At 41.7% G+C, this 23815-nt stretch carries 15 protein-coding genes and 1 riboswitch; of the genes, 6 read left to right on the top strand and 9 right to left on the bottom strand.

The genetic code is table 11. The features are described 5' to 3' along the window. Window positions 1-179 precede the first annotated feature (179 nt). The 3 genes from ORQ98_RS23275 to ORQ98_RS23265 form a co-directional block, all read right to left on the bottom strand. Complete coding sequence (locus ORQ98_RS23275; protein ID WP_342455222.1) at window positions 180-1706, bottom strand: FGGY-family carbohydrate kinase; 1527 nt, start codon at window positions 1704-1706, stop codon at window positions 180-182. A 465-nt stretch (window positions 1707-2171) separates the two neighbouring features. Continuing rightward, complete coding sequence (locus ORQ98_RS23270) at window positions 2172-3791, bottom strand: glycerol-3-phosphate dehydrogenase/oxidase (RefSeq protein WP_274691213.1); 1620 nt, start codon at window positions 3789-3791, stop codon at window positions 2172-2174. Continuing rightward, window positions 3766-5490 (bottom strand): FAD-binding oxidoreductase, encoded by a 1725-nt coding sequence (locus ORQ98_RS23265; protein WP_274691212.1) that lies wholly within the window; start codon window positions 5488-5490, stop codon window positions 3766-3768. The genes ORQ98_RS23270 and ORQ98_RS23265 overlap by 26 nt, the downstream gene beginning before the upstream one ends. 181 nt (window positions 5491-5671) lie before the next feature. Here ORQ98_RS23265 and ORQ98_RS23260 point away from each other — a divergent pair, with 181 nt between their 5' ends. After that, a complete protein-coding gene (locus ORQ98_RS23260; RefSeq protein ID WP_274691211.1) occupies window positions 5672-6694 on the top strand; it encodes an AraC family transcriptional regulator in 1023 nt (340 codons plus the stop codon). Here the strand turns inward: ORQ98_RS23260 and ORQ98_RS23255 are convergent. Beyond that, window positions 6672-7547 carry a cation diffusion facilitator family transporter gene (locus ORQ98_RS23255; protein WP_274691210.1) on the bottom strand — a complete coding sequence of 292 codons (876 nt, stop codon included), beginning with the start codon at window positions 7545-7547 and terminating at the stop codon, window positions 6672-6674. The two genes, ORQ98_RS23260 and ORQ98_RS23255, sit on opposite strands and share 23 nt — an antisense overlap. Window positions 7548-7826: 279 nt before the next feature. Continuing rightward, a riboswitch (cobalamin riboswitch) is annotated at window positions 7827-7998 on the top strand. A 126-nt stretch (window positions 7999-8124) separates the two neighbouring features. Here ORQ98_RS23255 and ORQ98_RS23250 point away from each other — a divergent pair. Both ORQ98_RS23250 and cobO read left to right on the top strand, forming a co-directional pair. Then, a complete protein-coding gene (locus ORQ98_RS23250; RefSeq protein ID WP_274691209.1) occupies window positions 8125-9972 on the top strand; it encodes a TonB-dependent receptor domain-containing protein in 1848 nt (615 codons plus the stop codon). Between the two features lie 18 nt (window positions 9973-9990). Continuing rightward, window positions 9991-10596 (top strand): cob(I)yrinic acid a,c-diamide adenosyltransferase, encoded by a 606-nt coding sequence (gene cobO, locus ORQ98_RS23245; protein ID WP_274691208.1) that lies wholly within the window; start codon window positions 9991-9993, stop codon window positions 10594-10596. A gap of 19 nt (window positions 10597-10615) precedes the next feature. On the opposite strand, the gene hhe is transcribed toward cobO, so the two are convergent. The 5 genes from hhe to ORQ98_RS23220 all read right to left on the bottom strand — a co-directional run bounded on the left by hhe (window position 10616) and on the right by ORQ98_RS23220 (window position 19647). Then, on the bottom strand, window positions 10616-15724 hold the full coding sequence (gene hhe / locus ORQ98_RS23240; RefSeq protein WP_274691207.1) for a DUF4011 domain-containing anti-phage protein Hhe: 5109 nt from the start codon (window positions 15722-15724) through the stop codon (window positions 10616-10618). A 208-nt stretch (window positions 15725-15932) separates the two neighbouring features. After that, entirely contained in the window at window positions 15933-16604 is a 672-nt protein-coding gene (locus ORQ98_RS23235) for a Dph6-related ATP pyrophosphatase (RefSeq protein ID WP_274691206.1), read from the bottom strand. A 156-nt stretch (window positions 16605-16760) separates the two neighbouring features. Next, on the bottom strand, window positions 16761-17537 hold the full coding sequence (locus ORQ98_RS23230) for a substrate-binding periplasmic protein (RefSeq protein WP_274691205.1): 777 nt from the start codon (window positions 17535-17537) through the stop codon (window positions 16761-16763). 377 nt (window positions 17538-17914) lie between these two features. Further along, window positions 17915-18670: a substrate-binding periplasmic protein gene (locus ORQ98_RS23225; RefSeq protein ID WP_274691204.1), complete on the bottom strand. Its 756-nt coding sequence runs from the start codon at window positions 18668-18670 to the stop codon at window positions 17915-17917. 179 nt (window positions 18671-18849) lie between these two features. After that, the gene (locus tag ORQ98_RS23220; protein ID WP_274691203.1) at window positions 18850-19647 is read right to left on the bottom strand and encodes a substrate-binding periplasmic protein; all 798 of its coding nucleotides are present in this window, start codon (window positions 19645-19647) and stop codon (window positions 18850-18852) included. A 63-nt stretch (window positions 19648-19710) separates the two neighbouring features. Here ORQ98_RS23220 and ORQ98_RS23215 point away from each other — a divergent pair, with 63 nt between their 5' ends. The 3 genes from ORQ98_RS23215 to pntB all read left to right on the top strand — a co-directional run bounded on the left by ORQ98_RS23215 (window position 19711) and on the right by pntB (window position 23797). Then, window positions 19711-20514 (top strand): substrate-binding periplasmic protein, encoded by an 804-nt coding sequence (locus ORQ98_RS23215; RefSeq protein WP_274691202.1) that lies wholly within the window; start codon window positions 19711-19713, stop codon window positions 20512-20514. Between the two features lie 291 nt (window positions 20515-20805). Continuing rightward, the gene (locus tag ORQ98_RS23210; protein WP_274691201.1) at window positions 20806-22374 is read left to right on the top strand and encodes a Re/Si-specific NAD(P)(+) transhydrogenase subunit alpha; all 1569 of its coding nucleotides are present in this window, start codon (window positions 20806-20808) and stop codon (window positions 22372-22374) included. A gap of 16 nt (window positions 22375-22390) precedes the next feature. Further along, entirely contained in the window at window positions 22391-23797 is a 1407-nt protein-coding gene (gene pntB / locus ORQ98_RS23205; RefSeq protein ID WP_274691200.1) for a Re/Si-specific NAD(P)(+) transhydrogenase subunit beta, read from the top strand. Window positions 23798-23815: the final 18 nt, after the last annotated feature.

The following is a 23815-nucleotide window of genomic DNA, read 5'->3' as shown; positions in this document are numbered from 1 at the left end:
GCAAAAATCGGCGAAAAGGCGGAGTTTATACTTAATAAATGAGTACTTTGAGCTGATTTTTAACGCTGTATTTGCAAACGCAGTAGTTTTGCGACACCCTCCTAGGGGTACGGCCGTAGAAATGCTGGAATAAAGGAAGTGAAACAATCCTGATCAGAAAAGATATACAGCGTTAGGGTCTACTCTGGATAGCCGGTGATTTTTCTGATAGTTTGGTAAAAAGGTTTAAGCTGTCGGTACATTTTTAAATAGACTTCATTATACAGGGCATTATACCGGTCGGCATTTTCCTTAATTGGCTCAAATGCATCGCCTGTATGCACCATCTGTTGTACTGCAGTTTCGATTGTGGAATGTAATTTTAAGCCAACGGCTGCGTCGATGGCAGCACCTAGCCCAGAGGTTTCAAAGGTATGGGGCCTGACTGCAGGCATATTAAAAATATCAGCGGTGATTTGCATGGCCGCCTGGCTTTGGGCCCCACCGCCTGACACCCGTAGTTGTGTAATAGGGGTTTTAGCTCGGCGCTCGATAGTTTCTTTACCTTCTCTTAGGGCATAAGTCAGCCCTTCTAAAATGGCTCGATACATATGGGCACGAGTATGCACATCACCAAAACCTAAAATAGCGCCTTTAGCAGCCGGCTCTTTTAAACCAGGGGACCAATAAGGTTGTAGCATTAACCCCATAGAACCAGCTGGGACTGATTCGACTAATTCATCAAATAACGTTTCTGGTTCAGTACCCTGTACTTCCGCCAACTGCTGTTCTTTTAAGCCAAACTGTTCTTTAAACCAACTGACCATCCAGTAGCCACGGTAAATCATCACTTCCGTATTATAAGCTGTGGGTACTGCTGCAGGGTAAGGAGGAATAAACCGAATGGGTTCAATGTACTTAGCATTTGTCGTGTTAATGGTGGCAGTAGTGCCATAACTTAAACAACCAATATCAGGGGTTATGCCACCCGAGCCTAATACTTCACAGGCTTTATCAGAGGCAGAAGCAATCACAGGTAAACCGACTGGAATTCCGGTTTGCTCGGCGGCTTGCTGAGTAATCTGCCCCATAGTTGTGGTGGGCGCCACCAGTCGTGGTAATTGCTCTGGTGCTACACCACTACACATCCATTTCCAGTCTTTAGGTCTAGCCCAAGCCAGCCTTTTATAATCAAAGGGTAAATAGCCCACCATAGCGCCAATCGAATCTACCCATTCACCTGTGAGCTGATAATTTAAATAGCCTGATAATAATAAAAATTTATCGGTTTGCTCCCATAATTCTGGCTCATACTGAGCTAACCAATTGGCTTGTGCTTTTGATCGAAAGTAGTTAACCGTTGAATTTAATCCTAACCCGGCGAATAACAGACGCCAGGGCTGAGGTACCTTGCCACGTAATTCAGCTCGCCGTTGGTCTAACCATAAAATCGCTGGTCGTAACGGGCGCCCCTGTTTATTCATGGCAATCACAGTGCCCCGCTGGGTAGTCACCGTCACCCCAGCTAAGCGTTGTTTAATACTGGAATCCAGCTGCCATAATTGCTGGCAAGCTGCCACAACAGACTGCCAATAGTATTCTGGTTGCTGCTCTGCCCAACCTGGTTTAGGAGAAAAATACGGCTGTAAGGGTATTTTGGTTTTATACTGCAACTGTCCAGCCAGGTTAAACACCAAAGCTCGTACACTTTGGGTACCATTATCAATGGCCAGAATTAATGGATCTTGACTAATAACTAATCTCCTAGATCAATCAACAAACTACTTTTAGGTTTTTCTCCTCAAACGAGGGTTTTTCAGAGCTAATCATTACTCCCTCCTACCTATCAGGCTATCAAAAAGCTAGTAGATATGAGGTAATAGGGTATTCTGTAGCTAAGGCATGGATGCCTTTTTAGCTCTTGATGGGCCAGGGATAGCACTTCAAGAGCGGAGGAAGAATATCCTGTTATTTCGTATCAAACACTCAAATTACTTTCAACACCCTTTTACCGTAAACTCTTTAAAAAGGGGAAATTTCATGAAAACCGACTCAAAGCACCTGAAACAACCCGCTGTTTTTTACATTTAAGGCAGAATAAAAAAGCTTAACAATTTTAAATCCCCCCTAGCCCCCCTTTTTCAAAGGGGGGCGGCATTAGGAGGTGGGAATTAAAGATACTTTTTTATATTTCAAGCCGCTTCCGTTAACAACTCAGGAAGACTATAAGACTGTTGCCAGATAGTTAGATAACGATCAACTTCAGCCTGCCATTTAACTTCATTCCAGCCTAGCCACTGACAGCATAATGGCTTTAATTCGGATAACCAATGACTTCCCCCCAACGGGCATAATAACCCGATGCGGGTGCGACGCAATAATAAATCATCTAAATGTACCACCTGCTCCTGCTGTAAAATCCATTCAAGCTCAGCGTAAAGAGTCGGGGCTGGTGAAAATAGTCGTAGCGATCGTTTATTTTGTAGCGACCATAGACTTAACCAAGCACCATAAGTGCCGTATAAGCGCTGTTGAGTAGTAAAAGATAGCTGAGTAAAAGGCAACAGAGGCTGTCTTTTTACTTGACGAAACCAATGAGAATTAACAGGTGAAGCCGGTAATTGGGCACTCTCTCTTAACAGAGCCAAGGTTTGTTCAGCAATAGCCTTAAATGTCGTGAGCTTACCACCTGTGACATTTACTATCGCTCCCCGACGCCACAAAATATGCTCTCGACTTAACGCAGAGGGGGCATCTTTTTCTTTACCGGCGAGCACTGGTCGCACCCCCGACCAACTGGCTTGAATATCACAGAGGGTTAATTGAAGCTCAGGTAATAATTGATTACAAGCAGATAATAAATAATCAATTTCACTGTTAGTGATTGCTAGATCACTGGTTAAAGGCGCCGTATGATCAACATCAGTGGTACCAATTACCGTGGCTCCCTGCCAGGGAATAATAAAAATAGGTCGCCTGTCTTCAGGGTGAAAAAAACTCAGCGCACCACTCACTGGTAATCGCCAACCGGGGATGAGTACATGGCTGCCGCGCAGAGGCCGAATCCGATAAAGTGAAGGCTGTTGATAATCATGACCATTAATCCAAACGCCTACTGCATTAGCAACTGCTTTTACGGCAAGTGAAGTAGACTGTTTAGATACAGCATCCTCCACTTCAAGGGTCACGCCTCCCCTTTCCTGTTGGATGGATGTCACCTTGGTATAATTGAGAGCAATGCCACCATCGGCTTCCCCTTCAGTAATTAATCGCATCACCAGTCGTGCATCATCACTAATACAGTCGGTAAAAACAGAGCCACCTTGCAAGCCTTGTAAATTTACCAATGGTTGTCTGGTCAATACTTGATGGGCACTTAGCGAATGTGCCTGAGACTCTTTCGCTAAGGAATCATAAATTTTTAGTAACCAATCAAAACTATGCTGGCCGGGAAAATGCCCTTGATAATGGGGAGTCATAAAATGTAATGGTTCAACCAAACCCGGCAGTTGTTGTTTAAGCCATTGTCTGGCACGAATAGACTGAAAAGCCAGCGAAAGCTGTCCTTTGCCTAAATAACGTAAGCCACCATGAATTAATTTAGAAGAGCGACTGGATGTGCCTGAGGCAAAATCGCCTTGCTCAAATAGCCCCACTTTAACGCCATAACGGGCTAGCTCTCGAAAAATAGCGGCGCCCGTAATACCGCCACCAATAACGGCCACATCAATCGGTTGATGATGTTGCAGCTGGTGCCACCGCTGTTGTCGGGTAAGTGATTTGATTTCAAGCCATTTGTTGACAGGCATCATGATGTAAACTCAGCTGATTATCTGTTGGATCATCTTGCAATAAACGACTTATGTCTTCTTTATCTGAATCAGGTGTTAATGCGCTCGGTAATAAAGTACTGGGTAGTAAGGTACCTGGATTTAATTGTTGATTAGAATCAAAGTTCGTTAGCCAATTTTTTATTTGCTGAATGCCTAGTTCGCCTTTTTCAGCCTTTAAATAAGGGGCATGATCTTTTCCCACACCATGATGGTGGCTAATGGTTCCCCCTACTTTAACAATCGCCTCACAAGCGGCTTGTTTTAACTTCTGCCAACGTGCATAAGTTGTTGTGTAATTATCCGCCTGACGAAATAAAAAGGTGGTATATAAACTGGCCCCTTGCGGGTAACAGTGAGAAACATGAGTAAACACCCAAATTTTTTCTCCTTCATCCACCAAGGCATTAGCCACAGCATTTTCTAATTGTTCCTTCAATAAGTTAATTTGCGACCAGGCAATAGCTGTTTCCACTGTATCAACTAAAAAACCACGCTGCCATAATGCCTCTCTTAAATAAGGTAAACGAAACCGACCGGCAGCCCATTTTTTCCCTAACCACTCGCCAGTACTCACTCCTTTATGTTGCGCGACCAGCTGTTTAAATAATTTAATTTTGTTTTGATACTGACTTTTTTGTTGCCCGGTAAAACCCACTGTCAGCATACACATCCCTTGCCCACAACCACGCTTTTGCAAATACCAACGCAGGGCATTAATCGAGCGAGGATGACCAGCCAGCTGTAGATGAGTATCGGTTTCTACCCCATCGCTTAAGCGCAACATGGACAACCCTAATCGTAATTGCACAAGCTTTTTGAGCAGTGCTATCGCTTGCTCCCAGCTGGGTAATATCACTACCCGGAAAGACTCATATGAGGGACAAGGCGACACCCGCATAATCGCTTCAGTAATAACGCCAATTCGCCCTTCAGAACCCAATACCCACTCTCGTAAATCTGGCCCTGCCGCAGATGCTGGAAAAGCGGGGATATTTAAAGGCCCCTCTAGTGTTTCCAATCGCCCCCCCGCAAATAATTGCTCAATACGTCCATAGTAGAGCGATTGCTGACCACTGGAGCGGGTCGCGATCCAACCGCCTAATGTAGAGAATTCAAATGACTGCGGAAAATGCCCCAAGGTATAACCCTGGCTTTGCAATTGTGCTTCTACTTGCGGGCCTGTGGCTCCTGCACCGATGGTAGCTAGTAGACTATCTTTATCAACATGAATCAGCTGGTTGAGCCGAACCAGACTTAACGTCAGGATAGGCTGTTCTGAAGCCTGGGGAGTGATATGGCCAGCCACTGAAGTACCACCACCATAAGGGATAATTTTATATTGATGTTGCTTTGCCCACTGTAATAACTCTGCCACCTGCTCACTGGTGGTGGGCATAGCCACTCCATCCGGTATCACACCTAATTGTCCAGACTTTAATGCTAGCCAGTCTGCCAGGCTCTGGCCCCGGCAATGGTTAACCCGTACCTCCGCAGAACAATCAACCAATGGATGGGCTTCAAGCCTAGATTCAGGCACACTAGCTAAAACCTCTTGCAGAGAAGCAATGGGCAGCGGTGTTGCCCCCCCTAATTTATCCATTAAAAAATGAGTTGCCTGCTCAGGCAAAGGGTAGCTGACTGTTTCCCAGCCCCAACTGTTCCAGCGGCGTTTTGTCATCAACCTGCTCCTTTTGGGCCTATGTCAAGCGTTTGCAGCATGGCCAGGCGGGATGGATTAGTGATAAAAATTCAAGTTAATTCTTGAGTGTTCCTATTTTATACTAACGTTTGTATTGCCAACGTCACTGACCATTAACGCCGATTTAAGGGGCTAATCCTGACATGCCAGAACACTGCTTATGACAAGTACCATCGGATCAACCTCAACAGCCGCCTTAAGCCAATTTATTAAGCTGGCAGAGCACTATGGCCTGCCTGTTGAGCCATTGGCCAAACAGGCAGGCATTAATCCAAGCCAGTTGTCGTCTAGCAGCTCAAGGGTATCGTTATCAGCAATGGAAAAGCTGCTACACCAATTTATTCAACTAAGTAATGACCCTTTGTTTGGCCTGCATGCTGCACAATTTGTTCAGCCTGGCTCTTACCATGTGCTGGGGTATATCGCCATGAATTGCGCGACATTGGCTGAAGCTGTTGATCGGATTCAACGTTATGAAGCACTGGTGGGAGATATGGGGCGCTCCCAATTAAAGCCAAGTGAAAAAGGGCTGGTTTTAAGTTGGCAATGCCAGTTTACTGACTCGTTAGTGCACCAGCACATGGTTGATCACTGTTTGGCCTCTTGGGTCAATTATGGTCGTTGGATTACTGATAGAAATGAAAACCCACAAAAAATTGAGCTAACCCGTGCAGCCCCTAACTTATCTGCACAAGTGGAATACCAACAAATATTTCAATGCTCAATCGTTTTTCAGGCACCTCAAAATGCTGTGTGGATTTCCCGTGAACATTTACAAGTACCACTGCGCCAGGCGGACCCTGGGTTACTGCAAACCTTAGAACAACATGCCAATCAATTAATCAGTCAATTGAATAATCAGGATATCAGCCAACAGGTGTCGGCTACTATCCAACAAATGATGCCTAATATTCCTAAGCCCGCTGAAGTAGCAGCCCAATTAGGCATATCAGCACGTACCCTACAGCGGCGGTTACAACAAAAAAATACTCACTATCAAGCATTACTCGACGAGGTCCGATTAGTCACAGCTAAGCAGATTTTAATCAATACGCAATCAACCATTGAGCAAACCGCACATGCCGTGGGCTTTCATGATGTTCGGTCATTTCGCCGCCGGTTTAAACAATGGACGGGATTATCCCCCAGTGAATACCGAGTTACACCGGATCTTGGTGAATAAGAATATCGGCATCAGGAAATTGGTTTAAAATAGCGGCATCCACCTTATCAGAAATTTGATGAGCAGCCTCTAATGTTAAATGTTTATCCAGCTCTAGGTGTAACTGAATAATCGGGGTCATGCCAGAGCGACGGGTTCTTAACTGATGTACACCTTTTACCCCTTCCACCTGTAACACTAATTGAGTAATTTGCTGGCGAGTTGCATCTGGTAGCTCATGATCCATTAATAAATTAATAGCTTCCATCAATATATCCCTGGCACCATAGACCATGTAGCCTGCAATACCAATGGCAATCAATGCATCGGCTTGCGGCCACCCCCAGGCGGTTAATCCCAGTGCAACTAATACTGCCGTATTACTTAATAAGTCCGCTCGGTAATGAAGTGAATCGGCTTTTATTGCCACAGAGCCTGTTTTTTTAATAGTGGTATACTGAATTGTTAATAATCCCAAGGTTGCCAGAATAGCGAATACAATAACCCCAATCCCCAACCATTCAGACTCAAGTACAACCTGTCGTTTAAGATGATCAATAGCATTTAGCACCAAAAAAACACCTGAGACTAAAATAAAGGCTGCTTGTACTAAGCCGGCTAGTGACTCTGCTTTACCATGGCCAAATCGGTGCTCCTTATCTGCAGGCTTGAGCGAGTAGCGAATGGCTATCCAGTTAACGACAGAAGCCAACCCATCCAGCACAGAGTCAATCAGTGATGCCAATAAACTCACTGACCCTGTAAAAAACCAAGCAATGGATTTCACCAGGATTAAAACCACTGCCGTAATCACTGAGGCTGCACTAGCGAAACGCAACCAAAACGCATTGTCATTTGTATTTTGAATTTCCATTAGTTTCAATAAAATCAATAAGTTAGCTGATAATTTTAATTATCCTGCATTCACTAAGTGGTTCGCCAGTTTTTAATATGAATTTTTTTCAACATATACTTGAATTTGATTAATTTGACTCAACCAACTCACCTACATACAGTCACCGGTTTGTTGGTGCCTAGTGATACTAAGTAGCAGATGGAGTAATAGGGTATTCTTCTGCCGCTATACAAGGCCATCCATGGCCTTTATAGCTAAAGCAGTATCCCGACTGCTGCTTCAGAACCCCCTATTACTCAATCTAGCGAGAGCGTTGAGAAGTGATATAACTGGGTTAAACGGGAAGATTGGTGTAAAACCAACGCTGCCCCCGCAACGGTAAGTAGTGATTTGTATTGTTAATGTGCATTTGCGTTAGTAAAAAACAAATGACTATAAGCCCGATACCGGCCAACAAAATAGCTATACCTGGTCATGCGGAGGGCTCCACCAGGGGAATAAACAACTTGTGGTTGGTTAAATAAGCTGTTTACTTCCTGATCCCTCTCAAAACCAATAACTAAGTTGTTACACCATAAGGTTTTGAGTTTTAACAATGCCAAACTTTACCCCCAAGCCACTGTTTATTAGTTTATTCATTACTGGGCAGGCTATCGCGGCCAGTGAAGCTCCTGTCGTACTGGATGAAATTGTAGTCACCCCCACCCTTACCCCTACAACAGTCGCCAACAGCCTGGCCCCCGTTACGTTATTTACCCGTGAGGCCATCGAAAAAAGCCAGGCACAGGATTTACCGGAATTACTTAAACGGGTACCTGGGTTGGATGTACAACAAACAGGAGGTGTTGGTTCTACTACGAAAATTTTTAGCCGCGGCACTGCAACTAGACACACTTTAGTACTAATTGATGGTATTAGAATTAATCAGCCTACTAGTGGACAAGGCCAAATTAGCTTAATTGATCTGGATACAGTTGAGCGGGTGGAAGTTGTGCGCGGGCCAAAAGCGGCCATTTATGGCGCAGCGGCTATGGGCGCAGTGATTAATATTATTTCCCTCAAAGATACGGACAAAACCTTAGCCCCTGAGTTAAAAATCAGCCGAGGCTCCCATAAAACTGAAAAATATGTTGGCGGCATTAGCGGTAAAATTGAAGATACTTTTTATAATTTAAAACTGGGTTATCACAATACTGAAGGGTTTAATAGAAGCAAAAGTGACTCTCGAAAAGAGAATGATGGCTTTCGTAATAACAGTATTAATGCCTACCTGAAGCATAATCTATCTCAACAGACGGCTATTACAGCCTATCTATTTCAAAATGAAGGAGAAACAGAAATTGATAACTTTACTCCAAATAATCAATTTTCTGAATTTACCTTACAGACCCTAGGCACAGAGATCAATCATCAGTTTACAGATTCACTAAATATAAAACTAGGAGTCAGCCAAGCGAAAGACTTGTCAGACACACGAAACGATCTAGATGATAGTTTATCTTATAGATTTGACAGTAAACACTATTCACGAACAGCTCAGATTAACTGGAAGCTAAATAAAAATCATCACTTGACTTTGGGCTACGACTATACTGATGATCATATTATAGGTGAATCAATTTTTAATAAGCGCTCCCGTTATAATCATGCCTATTTTATTCAAGACCAAATAACCTACGGTAATCACGATATTATCCTTGGCCTACGCCATGAAGATAACGAGCAATTTGGTCACCATACCAGTAAACAGTTTTCCTACGGCTACTGGTTTAATGATGATTTGCAAGTTATTGCCAGTTTTGGAGAATCTTTTGCAGCACCAACTTTTAATGACCTTTATTACCCTAGTTATACATATGCAGGAAATCGTTACCAAAGTAACCCTAACCTCAATCCTGAACAAGCAAAGCATTATGAGTTAGCCTTAAAGGGGTTTTCAGATATTAGCTCATGGAGAATTGGCATATTTGAAACCCAAATTAAAGACCTCATTGCCAATAAAAATATTCCTAATAGCAATATTATTCAAAGACAGAATATCAACCAGGCAGAAATCCAAGGGCTTGAAGCTGAGTTAGCCACTGAACTATTAGGCTGGAACTATACAGCTAGCTTAACCTTGCTGGACCCTAAAGATAAAGATACAGATAACACTCTCCCCTCTCGTAGTAAACAGTTATTGAATATGAGCCTTAATAAAAGCTGGAACCGTTATACGTTGGGTGTCGAATGGTTTTTACAAGGAAAACGACATAATGTCAGTGGCCGTGAAGACTTATCCGGATATGGCAGTGTGAACTTATTACAATCCTATAAGCTAACAGACGACATTACCCTACAATGGAAAATTAATAATATCTTTGATAAAGATTATGAAACCAATAAAGGCTTTGAAGAAGATGGAATCAATACGTTAGTATCCTTGATTTATCGACCTAACTAACTGCTAACGCCGTATATTATGACCCAAACTGACAAAGAAAAAGCCCGTTACCAAGCCCGAATGGCGAAGAAAAAAGCCCATATTGATCAAAAAGTGGCTGAAGCAACAGAAGAGCGTGGTATTATTATTATTCTAACGGGCAATGGTAAAGGTAAAAGCACCGCCGGTTTTGGCAATGTAGCCCGCTGTGTGGGCCATGGTTTTAAAGCCGGTGTAATTCAGTTTATTAAAGGCACCTGGGCTTGCGGAGAAAGGGATTTACTGGAGCAGCATGGAGTGGAATTTCATGTTATGGCTACTGGCTTTACCTGGGATACCCAGGATAAAGAAAAAGATACCGCCGCCGCCCAGGCGGTCTGGCAATCCGGCAAAACCATGCTCACAAATCCAGAACTACGACTGGTGTTGTTGGATGAACTGACCTATATGATCCGTTATAGCTATTTAGATGAAAATGAAGTCATTACCACGCTACAAAACCGGCCTAAACAACAGTCAGTGATAATTACTGGCCGCGGATGCCCGAAAGCATTAATTGAATTAGCTGATACAGTAAGTGAAATAAAACCAGTAAAGCATGCTTTTGATGTAGGGATTAAAGCCCAACAGGGAATTGATTGGTAATCAACCCCCTGTTTAACAACTATCCAAATGTTGTTTGTATCTCCTGAACAGGATTGGATGTTGTTGTTTTGAGTCGTTCAAGCTCTTGAATAATTGGCTGTAGTTGAGCTGCCGGGTTTTTAAACCAATCAGTGGACCAAATTCGTCGTATCTTCCAACCTAACCCCTCAAGAATTTCCTGTCTTAAACAATCACGATCCCGGGCTGATTTTGCTGAGTGATAAGTTGCCCCATCACACTCAATAGCCATTAAGAAACGGCCTGGTTGACCAGGGTCATAGACAGCTAAATCTAAATAATAACCCGCTACTCCTAGTTGAGGCTCACATTGATATCCATGAGAGGCCAGTGCTTGCATGACGGCAATTTCAAAGTCACTATCTGCTGACTTACCAGTGTACTGTGACTGATGTAGATGCCCTGTTTCACAATATTCCAAAAACGCCCGCAATGACTGTACCCCTCTGCTACTTTTTCCACTAACAAGTACATCACTGGAATCCATGGAAGAAAAAATATACATTCGCTTTTTAGCTCGGGTAAAGAGTACATTCAAACGCCGCCAACCAACATTGGAGTTAATTGGACCAAACCGCTGCATCGTCCGCCCTCCTGGTTGCTCAGGGCCATACGTCATGGAAATTATAATTACATCTCGCTCATCCCCTTGCACATTTTCTAGGTTTTTAATAAATAGCGGCTCACCCGAGAAACGATTTTCTTCATAAACATGCTGAAAATCCGGGTCTTCTTTTATTACTTTATCCAATTGCAACTCAATTTCATCCTGTTGAGAGGAATTCATTGCTACAATACCAACTGTTTCCTGAGGCCTTGTTATTAACTGATTACTCACTGCCTTGACTATTTCTTGGGCTTCTTCTCTATTACGACGCTGATAAAAGCAACCGTTCACCCGCATAAAATTTATGCCGTATTTATCTGAATTATTGAATGGTGAGGGAAACAATACTAAGTTTGAATCATAAAAATGTTGGTTAGAAAAGGCGATTAAAGATTCATGTTGTGAACGGTAATGCCAGCGCAGCCTACGAGTTGTAAACATGGGTATAACAGACTCCAAAATACTTTCTGAGTCCTCCAAAGCTACACTCTCTTCATCATTTTGCACATCGCTAGCTATTTTACTAAAAAACGAAGTCGGTGGCAGTTGCTTGGGATCACCAACAACAACTAGCCTTGAACCTCTGGCTATAGCTCCCAAAGCTTCCTCTGGTCGTATTTGTGATGCTTCATCCATGACAACAAGGTCAAACTCAAATTTCCCAGGCACAAGATATTGTGCCACAGACATAGGACTCATCATAAAACAGGGTTTCAACTCTAAAATAGCCTTACCTGATCGCTGCAATAAATGACGAACAGCAATATGACGTGCTTTTTTAGTTGCTTCATGACGAATTAAAGCCATTTCGGTATAATTTGCAACTCGCCCGGCAGCAACACCCACAGGCGGTGTCACCTGGTCCACTTGGTAGGCTATTTTTTGCCGCTGTAGTCCAAGTAATTTTTTATCATACTCCTGGTATTTACGACGAATTGCCATTTGCTCCATGCCACTAAACTCAGCCAGCTCTTTATGTTCAGTTAATATTTCCTTAGCAAGCTGGTGATACATCACAAGCTGTACAATTGCTTGTAAATCTTTTGTCAACAAATAACTGTTTTCTACTCCTTCAACTATTGTTCGTAAGCCAGTTGCACAGAGCTTTTGCTTTACTCTGATATAATCCAGCCAAGTGTCCAGCCAGTTTGCCTTTGCAAGGGCTTTTTGGTTGCTTTCAATTAGTGACTGTATGGCACCCTGGGACGATTCAAACCACTCATCTTTATTAACTTTACCTTGGTTAATAAATTGCTCTGCAGCTTGTCGTGCTTGCGTTGTCAATTCACTTAGCTCAGCATAACTATTTTGTAATGCTTGATAACGGGCTACTGTTGGTTCCGCTGAAATAGCATTAACAAGCGCTGGTATGTTAATCACTACTTCTGCAATGGCCAGAGAATTACGACCAATTGTTAATAATCTTTCTGATGCTGATCCAGGCATTATTGATAATGGCAGTTTTTCTTGAGTAAAGTACTGAACCGCAGGGTTTAGGCGCCATGCCTCTATACGCGTTTGTAACCCAGTTAGCTGTTGAAGCCGGCACTGTAAATCACCTACCGTGATCTGATGATGGCTGGCAAAGGTTAATTGCCCCAAACACTGATCAAGTTTTTTATGTAAACCTCTTAATAATTCAACAGGACCTGTTGGTGATGTTTTTCTATGCAAGAGAGGGCTAAATGTTGGATACCGCTGTTGCAATATTTCAGTTATCTTAACTAACTGTTCAACCTGCACGCCTAACTCACCATTAAGCGCATAAATTATGCTTTGCACCAACTGTCTGTCTAGAGTAAACAAAGCCTCTCCAATCGCTACTCTATCACCAAAACCAATGCCATACTCCTCACGAACCGCCTGGTACCAAGAGCGTAAGACCATAATACGCTCTATTGGTGTTTCCACTCCTTGAAACCACTCACCAAGTAGTGGATCTTGTTGATGCAGGCGGTTAATATATTCAACACCTTCAGTATATTCAATTAGCTCAGTCAATAAATTAAAAGCTTGTTTTTTACCTTGTTTTGGCTGTAATACTAAAGCTAAAATAGCTTGCCTGGCTTGACGCCATTGTGAAGAGCAAAAACAGAAAAACCCTGCATTATCCAAAGCCATTTGATAGGACTTTAATTGCCCGGACTGTGGAAGGTTATCTAATTTAAAATACGATTGTAGCTGCTCATGCAAAGGCAGCAACTTTTGCAGATAATGCTTTAGCTCTTTCAGCAACACATCTAAATCAGGATTATCAAACAAGACATGCCGATAACGCCATAGTTCTGGGGGAAGAGCATTAAGCAACTTTGATAACTTAGACAGCTCTTGTAAACCAGGATAAGTAAAAACAAATACCGGATGCAGCTCTCGTGGGATTTTTTCCTTAATCCGCTCAAGCTGAATATTAATCGAATTTGCTAATTCCTCCGACTTCAGTAAACTAAGTTTATCTTGCCCTAATGCATCTAGTGTTTCTTCATACCTAATACCGAGACCTCGAAATTCTGTCAATACTTTATCCAGTTTTTTTACTGTATTACTATCACTAATAAACTCTGGTTTGATTATTGTACTTAAACTGTCATTTTCAGCATGAATCCATTGGTACCCGTCTAGCATTTGCTTAAAGGCCTCGCCTTGCTGGGCAATTTCTACTAAATCCCCCAGTAGCTCTTCACCTTGAATATTGGGTAACAAAGCCAATGCATCAATAATTGACTCTATGGTTTCCAGTAAGGTATTTGGATCAATTGTCAACTGTAACTGTATTACTTGTCGTTGCCAATGATGATTTAAACATTGAAGGCTGCCATTCCAATGTTTTAATGCCTGACATAATTCTTTTGCCTGAAAACCTAATAATTCAGTATTATCGACACCATACCAATAATGATTATAGATTTTTCCTCCTTCTGCCTGCTCAGCTACCTGATTAAAAATATCTGCCAGCATATCAGCATCATCTAACAAAGCTTGCTGCTTAACACTCGTCAGCGTTTGACCACTGACTCCCTCAATTTCCAGTGTATCAGGTTGAATGCCATATTGTTCGCGATAGCGAGTGGCTTTATTTAAGATTTGATGTATAGTGAGACCTGTTTGCTTCCACTTATTATTTATTTGAGAAACATAATAATTAAGCTTACTTTTTAAATCTTCATACCGGGCTATACTATCATTAAGCTTGCCTGGTTTTGGATACTCCCCCAGCCTATTAATTCGTTGAATCAAATCATCAAGTATTTTTCGCTTATTTGTTTTATGACTATGTAATTCTAAACAAAAATCCCCTAAGCCAGCTTTATCAAGACGTCCTTTCACTACGTCTAATGCTGCCATTTTTTCAGCAACAAACAACACTTTTTGCCCATTTGCTATACAAGCTGCTATCAAATTAGTAATAGTTTGCGATTTACCAGACCCTGGTGGCCCTTCTATAACTAAGTTTTTTCCCTCTACAGCATCAATCAGTGCACTATGTTGAGAGCTGTCTGCATCATAAATTAAAGGGAAGTGGCTATGAACATTTTCAATATCATCGATAGAATACTCATTAACATAAGACGAAATACCAACCTCTTCCTCATCAGCGACCGAATGAAAAAATCTTCTAATCAAATTATGATTTTGAATGCTGTGATTTTCTGGCCAGTTTTGTGGGTCTAAATCTTGATACATGGTTTGTTTAGCAAAATCCAGCAAGACCAGAGATGCATAACGGCAAACTTTCCAGCGAGGTTTTGCGCAGAGGATAGTTTGTTGGATAGTATCAAAATACTCTTCTGGATTTATATCTTCATTCACTTCTGGCAAGATCATACCAAAATCATTCGCCAACTTTTCACTCAAGGTGATATTAGTGAAAAGCCCATCATCTTTAAGGTCAATACTATAACGATATACCCCCAGCATTTTATCGAGCTTATCTCGCTTAAGCCGCACAGGTAGAGTAAATAAAGGTGCCAGCCGAGCCACATCTGAAACAGGGCTTTCATACCATTGTAGGAAACCAAGTGCCAAATACAGTACATTTGCTCCACTTTCTTCAATTGCAGTTTCTGACTTATTGCGAATACTACGTAATCTTGCTTCTAAAGAGGAAGCATAAAGCAGCGTTTGTAGTTGATGATCCTGATGCTTTGCAGCGCCCTGAAGTTTTGCATCTGCAGGTGGTAGATCATAACCCGTGTCCAAGCCAAGGCGCTTTGCCCACACGTCTTCTGTTGGATACTCATTCTTAACTTTTTCACCTGATTGCCTATCAATAACAATATAACCGGCCTGAATTAACTCAGTTTCTGAGGGCTCAGGCACTGGAATAAAAGTTAAGGAGTGGTCACCTTGCTGTAATACGCTATAGATTTGATCTGGTAGCTCATCTATCAAACGTACGCTATTTGACTTAGAGTGACGGTAGTTAATTAGTGAATTGCGACTACTTAAATCAAGTAACTTCTTGCGAACAGACTCCAGAGATTCAAAGGCAAAACTATTATCCATTAGCAACTGCCTACATTTATCTGTGAAAAAAGAGTTATCTATACTCTACCTTGTAAAGCACATCAGTTTAAATTTTAGCCTACCGATTGCTCTTACTTGGTGAATATATAACATTAAATTTTATTTTCAAGGATTTATAATACTATACTAGCCAAATATACCATTTGTTTAGGAATATATAAAAGCTTGGAATAAAGTAGTCATAGTTCTACACCCTTACTGACTCTTTAAGGACAACAAACTCACACAACTCCACATCATCAATCGTATGCCTTTCCTTAACCCCTAACTCAATCGGCCTACTAAAGAATGGTGCGTCATACACAATGGTGTGAAACTCTCCATTTTCACCACACACATCAATATTCATTGCTTCAAGCTGGTTAAACGGCAGTTGATGATAATCTATTCCTAAAAAATCACCTGACATTACTTTGGTTCTTACTACGGATAGTTTGGCTTTAATACCTGCAGCGATAATGGCACTTGATACAGCTGTTCGGGCTTGCCCCCATAGTGGCAGGTGAGCAGTCATACATGCTGCTTTGGTGATTTTTTCTTCAAACTGGCGGTGTTCAATAATATCAATATCACCAAATATACAAGTAGTTGTCTGGTATTGTTGCTTTAATTCTTTTAGGCCTGAAACTAGTGAAGTCTCGTAGTCAGCCCAGGATGAATACACAAAAGAAATGGGAATATTCATCATCTGGGCTTGCTGGAGGAGGACGGCTTTAGATACCCCATTCGACCTGGAAAAAGGGGCTTGATCATTCATCATTACCAATAAAGCAACAATTTCATATCCTTGCTGTAACGCCTGAGATAAGGCAAGACAGCTATCTTTACCACCACTCCAGGAGACAATTGCTTTATTCATGCAGTCACTATGTTTCGTGTTAAGAAAATCTCACGATCATAGTGCTTTCGACGTATAACTGTAAATACCACTTAAGGCAAATAGGTTTGGGAATGAGTGAAATGATAGCATCCCTGCTTTTGGTGAATACATATAATAATTTTTCAGTTAACTGACTTATAAGTAGTCATTGGTAATTTTTTCTTTAGTACCGTCCTCTTCCATAGAATCTAATGCCTTTTGTAACGCTTCTATAACTGCATTAGGTGTTTCTTTATTCATCGCTAAATACAGTTGGCTTTTCTTAAAGGTAAATACTTTTTTCAGGTCTCTAAAATTGTCTTGGGCAGCTAAATAACGACCTGATAAATCACCTGTTGCCCAAAGGTCTATTTTACCTGCTTGCAATTTCTTAATGTTTTCATTATCTCTAAAGGACAAGTGCAACTTAAAGTTTTGTGACTCCAAGTATTTTGCTTTAGCATCACCCTTGTAGCCCCCTATACGATAAGGTCTCGCTTCATCCAGATTGTTAATTTTGATAGGCTTATCCTTTAAGGTCATAAACACCCAGTCACTGGAAGCAATAGGCCCTACCCACTTAAAAAGATCTTCTCTTTCCGGGGTGCGAGATGTGGAGAAAAGTCCGTACCGTCTTTTTTGAACCGTTAGTTCGAAAATTCGTTTCCAGGGAAAACGAAGGCTTAATGAATACTTAACGCCAGCTCGTTTAAACATTTCCCGGACAATATCAGTGGCCAAACCATCAACATTATCCCCCCTGGCGAAGTTCTTGTCATCTACACTCATGTTATAGGGAGGATAATTTTCAGTAAGCAAGATGACTCTAAAATTAGGGGTAACTTCAGCTACAGAGAGCATTGAAGAAAACAAGAGCAAAAAACTCAAAAAGATAGCGACATAACTACTGTGTCGTTTTAGCTTGACTGCCATTTTACTACGCCCTCACTTTATATTGATAGCTATTATGTTTATACCAGTCGCGAGTTATTTTATGGGCAGTACTTTTTACGTACCATTGAATACCATAGTATTATTTAAATGCTGTTTATTGCAAGCAAAACTCATTACTACTTGAGATTTCCCCTTATCTACCTTATTCATTACCCTTTATAAGCAGTATACTCTTCGTATTCGGTATCTAAACTAGTATATTGAGTCTATACATCATGCAAAAAATTAAATATCACTAAATTAGTCATCCCTAACACCTAGATCATACTTACAAAAATAAATGCCCTTATCACTAAGGGCATTCAATTACAGTACTAACAGTTGTGTAGCAACTCCATACCATGTGTATAGACATTTTATTTCAAGTACTTATCTTGCACAGATTGAACAAAAGTAGTATCTGCCATCACCTCTTCCAGTGCTTTCTGGTGAGCTTTGACCACTTCATCATCAATGGTTTTGTTGAAAGCAAAATAATGCTCTCCAATTGGTGTCGATACTGCACTTTCAAAATCGGCTGGACTTAACCCTTCTTTTTTTATCAACCATTTGGCTACCGTACCATTATAAGAAATGGCATCAACCTTACCATCTTGCAATTTTTTAATCATTGCAAAAAAGTTTGTAGATTGAGAAATATTCTTTTTAGGCACGCCTTTCTCTTTCAGTAACAATTCACCTAAATCATCACGAATGGCTGCATATTTAAACTTTTTATAGTCCTCAGGCGAGTTGACCATTACTTTCTTTGGATTACCTTTAAGCACAATTAAATCATTTGATCCTTTGGATAATGGACCTACCCACTTAAATAAACCCTCTCTTTTTTTCGTGCGGGTAGTTGAGTAGAGCACATTTAAATTACCTGGTTCCTGGGTAGTTCGATAACCACGCACCCAAGGCTGAATTTTAATATCTTTTCGTGCCTGACTACTTTTCAGTTTTTCTAACATAGCCACTAATATATCAGTGTTCATCCCAACCGCTTCACCGCCTTCCCCTTTAAAGTTATAGGGTGGAAATTCTTCCGTAATATAGGTGATTCCTTGGGTTGGGTCTGCCCATACTGGTAAAGCTAATACAGTAAAAATCAAACCAATTAGTGCTTTCATGGTTAAACCCCTTCAGCAGCAACTACATAAACTATAAGCTGATTTCAAGTCTAGCACTGCTTTACAAAAAAACATCATAAGATCGAAAAAAAATGGTAACTCATTATTTTAAAGTAACAGTAAAAAATAAGGGAGAATCAATAGGTACAGAAGTTGCTAGCTGATAGGGGGCTCACTCTTTATTTTTCAGTTAAATAACGCAATAGAATGTCATTAAACTTACCTGAGTTAACCCCCTCATGTAATGCTTGATTAAAGCGCTTAATAAATGGCTGCCTGTTCAAGGTTTTTGCAATACCTAAAAAGTTAGGATCTCGCTTAAAAGGCTTGGGTAAAATGACAAATTGATTTTGCTGTTGTTTCAGCTTTTCATTTTGAGCAATCGCTGCGTGTAAGCCAAGCTTTCCAGGCCCTAGTAACACGACATCAACTTGGCCTGATAATAACTGCAATAACCGATCCTCTGGAAAGGGAGCTGCTCGTACACTAAATAGCTTACTAGCAACGGCATTATCATATTCATCTCCAAAGCTTGACCCCAAAGTAACACTTAAGGTTTTTCCGCGAAGATCTTTAATCGACTGATAATCAAACTTACCTCGTTGGGTAGTCACCAAAATCATATCGTCATAATACATAACCTCAGAGTAATCAAATAGTTTAAGCCGCTGAGAGTTCTTTGAAAAACCGATAATTCCACCTTCCCCGGCGAGCGCATACTTATAAGCCCGCTTCCAAGGGTAAAGCCGAATGTTAAATTTACAATCCATTTTCTCACCTAGATAAGACATCATATCCACTAAGATCCCTTGAGGCTTACCCTGTTGATCTAGGTAGTTTTTAGGTGGTTTATTAGAATTACCAAATATCGTTAACTCACAACTTAAAACACTTTCTACATATACTGTATAGATTGGTAAAATAGTTAACGTATATACAATTAATAGCAACAGAGATTTACTGGTACAGACTGTCATATGTTGCCCCAAAGACGATTAGACTTAAGGCATAAGTATAAACTTCTAGTGTGCCGACTATGGATGCTGAAGCCCTATATATTTACTATAACCCTATGGTTACATTCGACTCAAAGCTTTGCTGAAAAAGCTACCATTACTACGGTCAATTTAACCAATGGCGAATGGCCACCTTACCTTGGTCAGGCACTACCCCATCATGGCTTTGCTTCTCATATTGTGAGTAAAGCCTTCTCTAGTGTTGGTATTAAAGTACACTATAGTTTCTTCCCCTGGTCACGCGCCTATCAGTATGCTCTGACTGGCAAAGGTATCAACCAAACCTGGCATGGTACATTGGTTTGGATATACACCCCTGAACGCGCCAACCACTTTATCTATTCAGACCCTGTTGTAAAAGATGAAGAAGTATTGTTCCATTTAAAAAGCACCCCACTCCAAGGCTGGCAACATGTAGACGACTTAAAAGGACAAGTGATTGGTGGCACTCAGCATACAGCTTATCCCTTCTTTGAAAAAGCCGAACAAAAAGGGATTTTACGCTTAGAACGTGCTGGCAATTACTTTGATTTATTTAATCGATTACTTGGGCACCGTATTGATGCGATACCTCAAGCCAAGCAGGTTGGTCAATATTATTTACGCACCCAATATTCACCGCAACAAAGCACATTAATTACTAGTGCCCCTAAAGTCATTCAAACCCGTGAGTATTCTTTAATTATTAATAAAAAGTTATCCAACAATGAACAACTGGTCAAGCAATTTAATCAAGGCTTAAAGATCATTAAACAAAACGGCACCTACTCTCGCTTATTTCAACAACTCGCCAGTGGCTTTTATGATGCAGACAGCCAATCAAATTAATAAATCAACTGATGCAGTCAGCCCTACCTCTAATGTTTATACCCTAAAAGGGTGTCGCAAATAGCCATTTCAATTCTTCGGAAATTAGGTATAAATTTGTCTATCGGTGAAACATATACACCTGTTTGCTTAAAAACGACACATGAAAGACATCTTACCGTTATAAAAACGTAAGTCGTTTGTAACCCTGTTTGCCTGATAAGTATGTCAAAATAGTGTCGTATTACTCAAAAAAATAACAAGCGCAGCAACTATTCTCAGTCGTCCATCATTAGGAAGGAGTAAAACATCATGCACATTGCCATACCAAAGGAGTCCAACCCACTGGAGTCCAGGGTGGCAGCTACGCCCGCCAGTGTTCAACAGCTTATTCAAATGGGTTTTAGTGTTTCCATTGAAAGTAATGCCGGTGCTGCTGCTAAGTTTCCTGACAACCAATACGAAACAGCAGGCGCTACTCTTGAGAGTGATCACGCCAAACTATTAGCTAATGCCAACATCATTCTAAAAGTAGAAGCCCCCTCTGCTGACGAATTAAGCCATATAAAACCGAATACCACCCTTATTTGTTTTATTTCTCCCGCACAAAATGAAGATTACCTAGCCACTTTAGCTGATAAACAAATTAATACCCTTGCGATTGACTGCGTACCTAGAATCTCCAGGGCTCAAAAACTTGATGTGCTGAGTTCTATGGCCAATATTGCCGGTTATCGTGCAGTCATAGAAGCTGCTCATAATTTTGGTCGGTTTTTTACCGGGCAAATTACCGCCGCAGGCAAAATTCCACCAGCCAAAATCTTAGTAATTGGTGCAGGCGTTGCCGGGCTAGCTGCTGTAGGCACTGCAAAAAGTATGGGAGCTATCGTCAAAGCATTTGATACTCGCCCTATTGTTAAAGAGCAGGTGGAGTCTCTAGGCGGAGAGTTTTTAACGGTTGAAATCGAAGAAGATGGCAGTGGTAGTGGTGGCTATGCCAAAGAAATGTCCCAAGCCTTTATTGATGCGGAAATGGCCTTGTTTAGAGAGCAGGCAAAAGATGTTGATATTGTGATTACTACCGCCCTCATTCCTGGTAAGCCAGCGCCTAAATTATGGCTAGCGGATATGGTAGAGACAATGAAAGAGGGGTCCGTCATTGTTGATTTGGCCTCTCAGCAAGGCGGCAACTGTGAATTAACCGAGCCAGAAAAAAAAGTCGTCAAGCACGGTGTTACCATCATTGGCTACACTAATTTACCTAGCCTTTCACCTACCCAGTCATCAACATTATATGCCACTAACTTAGTACATCTACTGTCGGAATTAAGCCCTGAAAAAGATGGCACCATTAACGTTAACTTTGATGATGAAGTGATTCGGGCAACTACTGTCGTTAAAGAAGGGAACATTACCTGGCCCCCTCCCCCCATACAACCAACTGCGCCCCCTCCAGTAACCGCTCAACCACAAGCACAGCCATCAACAGCGGTACCCGCACAACCCGCCGTTAATAAAAATCAAGATAAAAAAACCAACACCAAACAATTGATTGCCTTTTGGTTGGTGGCCGGCTTGTGCTTATTAGGCATTGGTAAGTCAGCCCCTCCAGAGTTTGTTACCCACTTTACTGTGTTTATCTTATCCATTTTTATTGGCTGGCAAGTCATCTGGAATGTCAGCCACTCGTTGCACACCCCCTTAATGAGCGTCACCAATGCTATTTCAGGTATTGTAGTCATAGGCGCCTTATTACAAATTACCGGCTCAGGGTCAGGTGTCGTTACTTTCCTAGCATTTGTATCTGTACTCATTGCCACTATTAATATTGCAGGTGGCTTTTTTGTTACCCACCGCATGTTAAAAATGTTCCGCAAATAACCAGGAGGCGATAAAAATGACTGGAATGATTGCAATGGCCTACTTATTTGCGGCCGTGATGTTTATTTTAAGCCTAGGTGGTTTAAGTGCCCAGGAAACCGCCAAGCGCGGCAATATATACGGCATGATTGGTATGGCTGTTGCTATTTTGGCAACGGCTATGAGTGCTTACGTTGAGTCTTATGGCCTGATTATCTTCGCCATGTTAGTTGGCTCTTCAATAGGGTTTATATTAGCCAAAAAAGTACAAATGACTGCAATGCCTCAAATGGTTGCTTTATTACACAGCTTTGTTGGTTTAGCTGCTGTGTTAATAGGCTGGTCAGGCTATTTGGTATCAGATAAAGCCACATTGAGCGGTGCGGCACATGTTATTCATAACATAGAGCTTTATTTAGGTATTTTTATTGGTGCTATCACCTTTACTGGCTCAATTGTCGCCTTTGGAAAGTTACAGGGCACCATTTCGGGCAAACCCTTAATGCTTCCCTTTCGTCACTTACTCAACCTGGGCGCACTGCTGATTACTATCTGGCTGGGCATGGAGTTCGTGCCAGCTGGTTACAGTGGTGCCAGCACATTTTATTTATTGATTATGACCATTATTGCATTACTGGTCGGTATTCATCTGGTTGCTGCCATCGGTGGCGCTGACATGCCAGTGGTCATTTCAATGCTGAACAGTTATTCAGGCTGGGCGGCTGCCGCGACAGGGTTTATGCTGGCAAACAACCTATTGATTGTCACTGGTGCGTTGGTTGGCTCATCGGGTGCTATTTTGAGTTACATCATGTGTCGTGGTATGAACCGCTCCTTTATCAGTGTCATTTTAGGTGGCTTTGGTACCGATGAAGGGGCTATGGTTGCCAGTGTTGAAAATGACCAGGGTGATCCTGTATCCATTAGCCATGCTGAGGTAGCAGATTACCTGGCGGAAGCCAAAAATATCATTATTGTGCCAGGCTTCGGCATGGCTGTTGCCCATGCCCAAATGGCCGTTAGTGAGTTGACTGAAAAACTCCGCAAACAAGGAAAAAGTGTCCGTTTTGGCATTCACCCTGTAGCAGGTCGGCTACCTGGCCACATGAATGTATTACTGGCAGAAGCTGATGTGCCTTATGATATTGTTCTGGATATGAATGAAATTAACAGCGATTTTGCAGAAACAGATGTGGTATTAGTGATTGGCGCCAACGACACCGTTAATCCAGATGCTGTCGAAAAACCAAGTTCCCCCATTGCTGGCATGCCAGTGTTAGAAGTGTGGAAGGCAAGAAAAGTGGTTGTATTAAAGCGCTCAATGGCATCTGGTTATGCCGGGGTAGCGAACCCCTTGTTCGTTAAGGACAATGCTCGGATGTTATTTGGTGATGCTAAAGACAGTGTACAAGCCGTATTAAGGGATTTAGCAACCGGCGTTTAACCGATTACTATCAAGAGT

It is taken from the genome of Spartinivicinus poritis (genome assembly GCF_028858535.1).
GTDB classification, from domain to species: Bacteria; Pseudomonadota; Gammaproteobacteria; order Pseudomonadales; family Zooshikellaceae; genus Spartinivicinus; species Spartinivicinus poritis.
The sequence above is the reverse complement of the archived record's forward strand: the minus strand, read 5'-3'. Positions and strand labels throughout refer to the sequence as shown.

Bases quoted from the DNA above. Each gene is read 5' to 3' on its own strand.
- ORQ98_RS23270 (WP_274691213.1), bottom strand. From the start codon at position 3,791: ATGATGCCTGTCAACAAATGGCTTGAAATCAAATCACTTACCCGACAA.
- ORQ98_RS23265 (WP_274691212.1), bottom strand. From the start codon at position 5,490: ATGACAAAACGCCGCTGGAACAGTTGGGGCTGGGAAACAGTCAGCTAC.
- ORQ98_RS23260 (WP_274691211.1), top strand. From the start codon at position 5,672: ATGACAAGTACCATCGGATCAACCTCAACAGCCGCCTTAAGCCAATTT.
- ORQ98_RS23255 (WP_274691210.1), bottom strand. From the start codon at position 7,547: ATGGAAATTCAAAATACAAATGACAATGCGTTTTGGTTGCGTTTCGCT.
- ORQ98_RS23250 (WP_274691209.1), top strand. From the start codon at position 8,125: ATGCCAAACTTTACCCCCAAGCCACTGTTTATTAGTTTATTCATTACT.
- cobO (WP_274691208.1), top strand. From the start codon at position 9,991: ATGACCCAAACTGACAAAGAAAAAGCCCGTTACCAAGCCCGAATGGCG.
- hhe (WP_274691207.1), bottom strand. From the start codon at position 15,724: ATGGATAATAGTTTTGCCTTTGAATCTCTGGAGTCTGTTCGCAAGAAG.
- ORQ98_RS23235 (WP_274691206.1), bottom strand. From the start codon at position 16,604: ATGAATAAAGCAATTGTCTCCTGGAGTGGTGGTAAAGATAGCTGTCTT.
- ORQ98_RS23230 (WP_274691205.1), bottom strand. From the start codon at position 17,537: ATGGCAGTCAAGCTAAAACGACACAGTAGTTATGTCGCTATCTTTTTG.
- ORQ98_RS23225 (WP_274691204.1), bottom strand. From the start codon at position 18,670: ATGAAAGCACTAATTGGTTTGATTTTTACTGTATTAGCTTTACCAGTA.
- ORQ98_RS23220 (WP_274691203.1), bottom strand. From the start codon at position 19,647: ATGACAGTCTGTACCAGTAAATCTCTGTTGCTATTAATTGTATATACG.
- ORQ98_RS23215 (WP_274691202.1), top strand. From the start codon at position 19,711: ATGCTGAAGCCCTATATATTTACTATAACCCTATGGTTACATTCGACT.
- ORQ98_RS23210 (WP_274691201.1), top strand. From the start codon at position 20,806: ATGCACATTGCCATACCAAAGGAGTCCAACCCACTGGAGTCCAGGGTG.
- pntB (WP_274691200.1), top strand. From the start codon at position 22,391: ATGACTGGAATGATTGCAATGGCCTACTTATTTGCGGCCGTGATGTTT.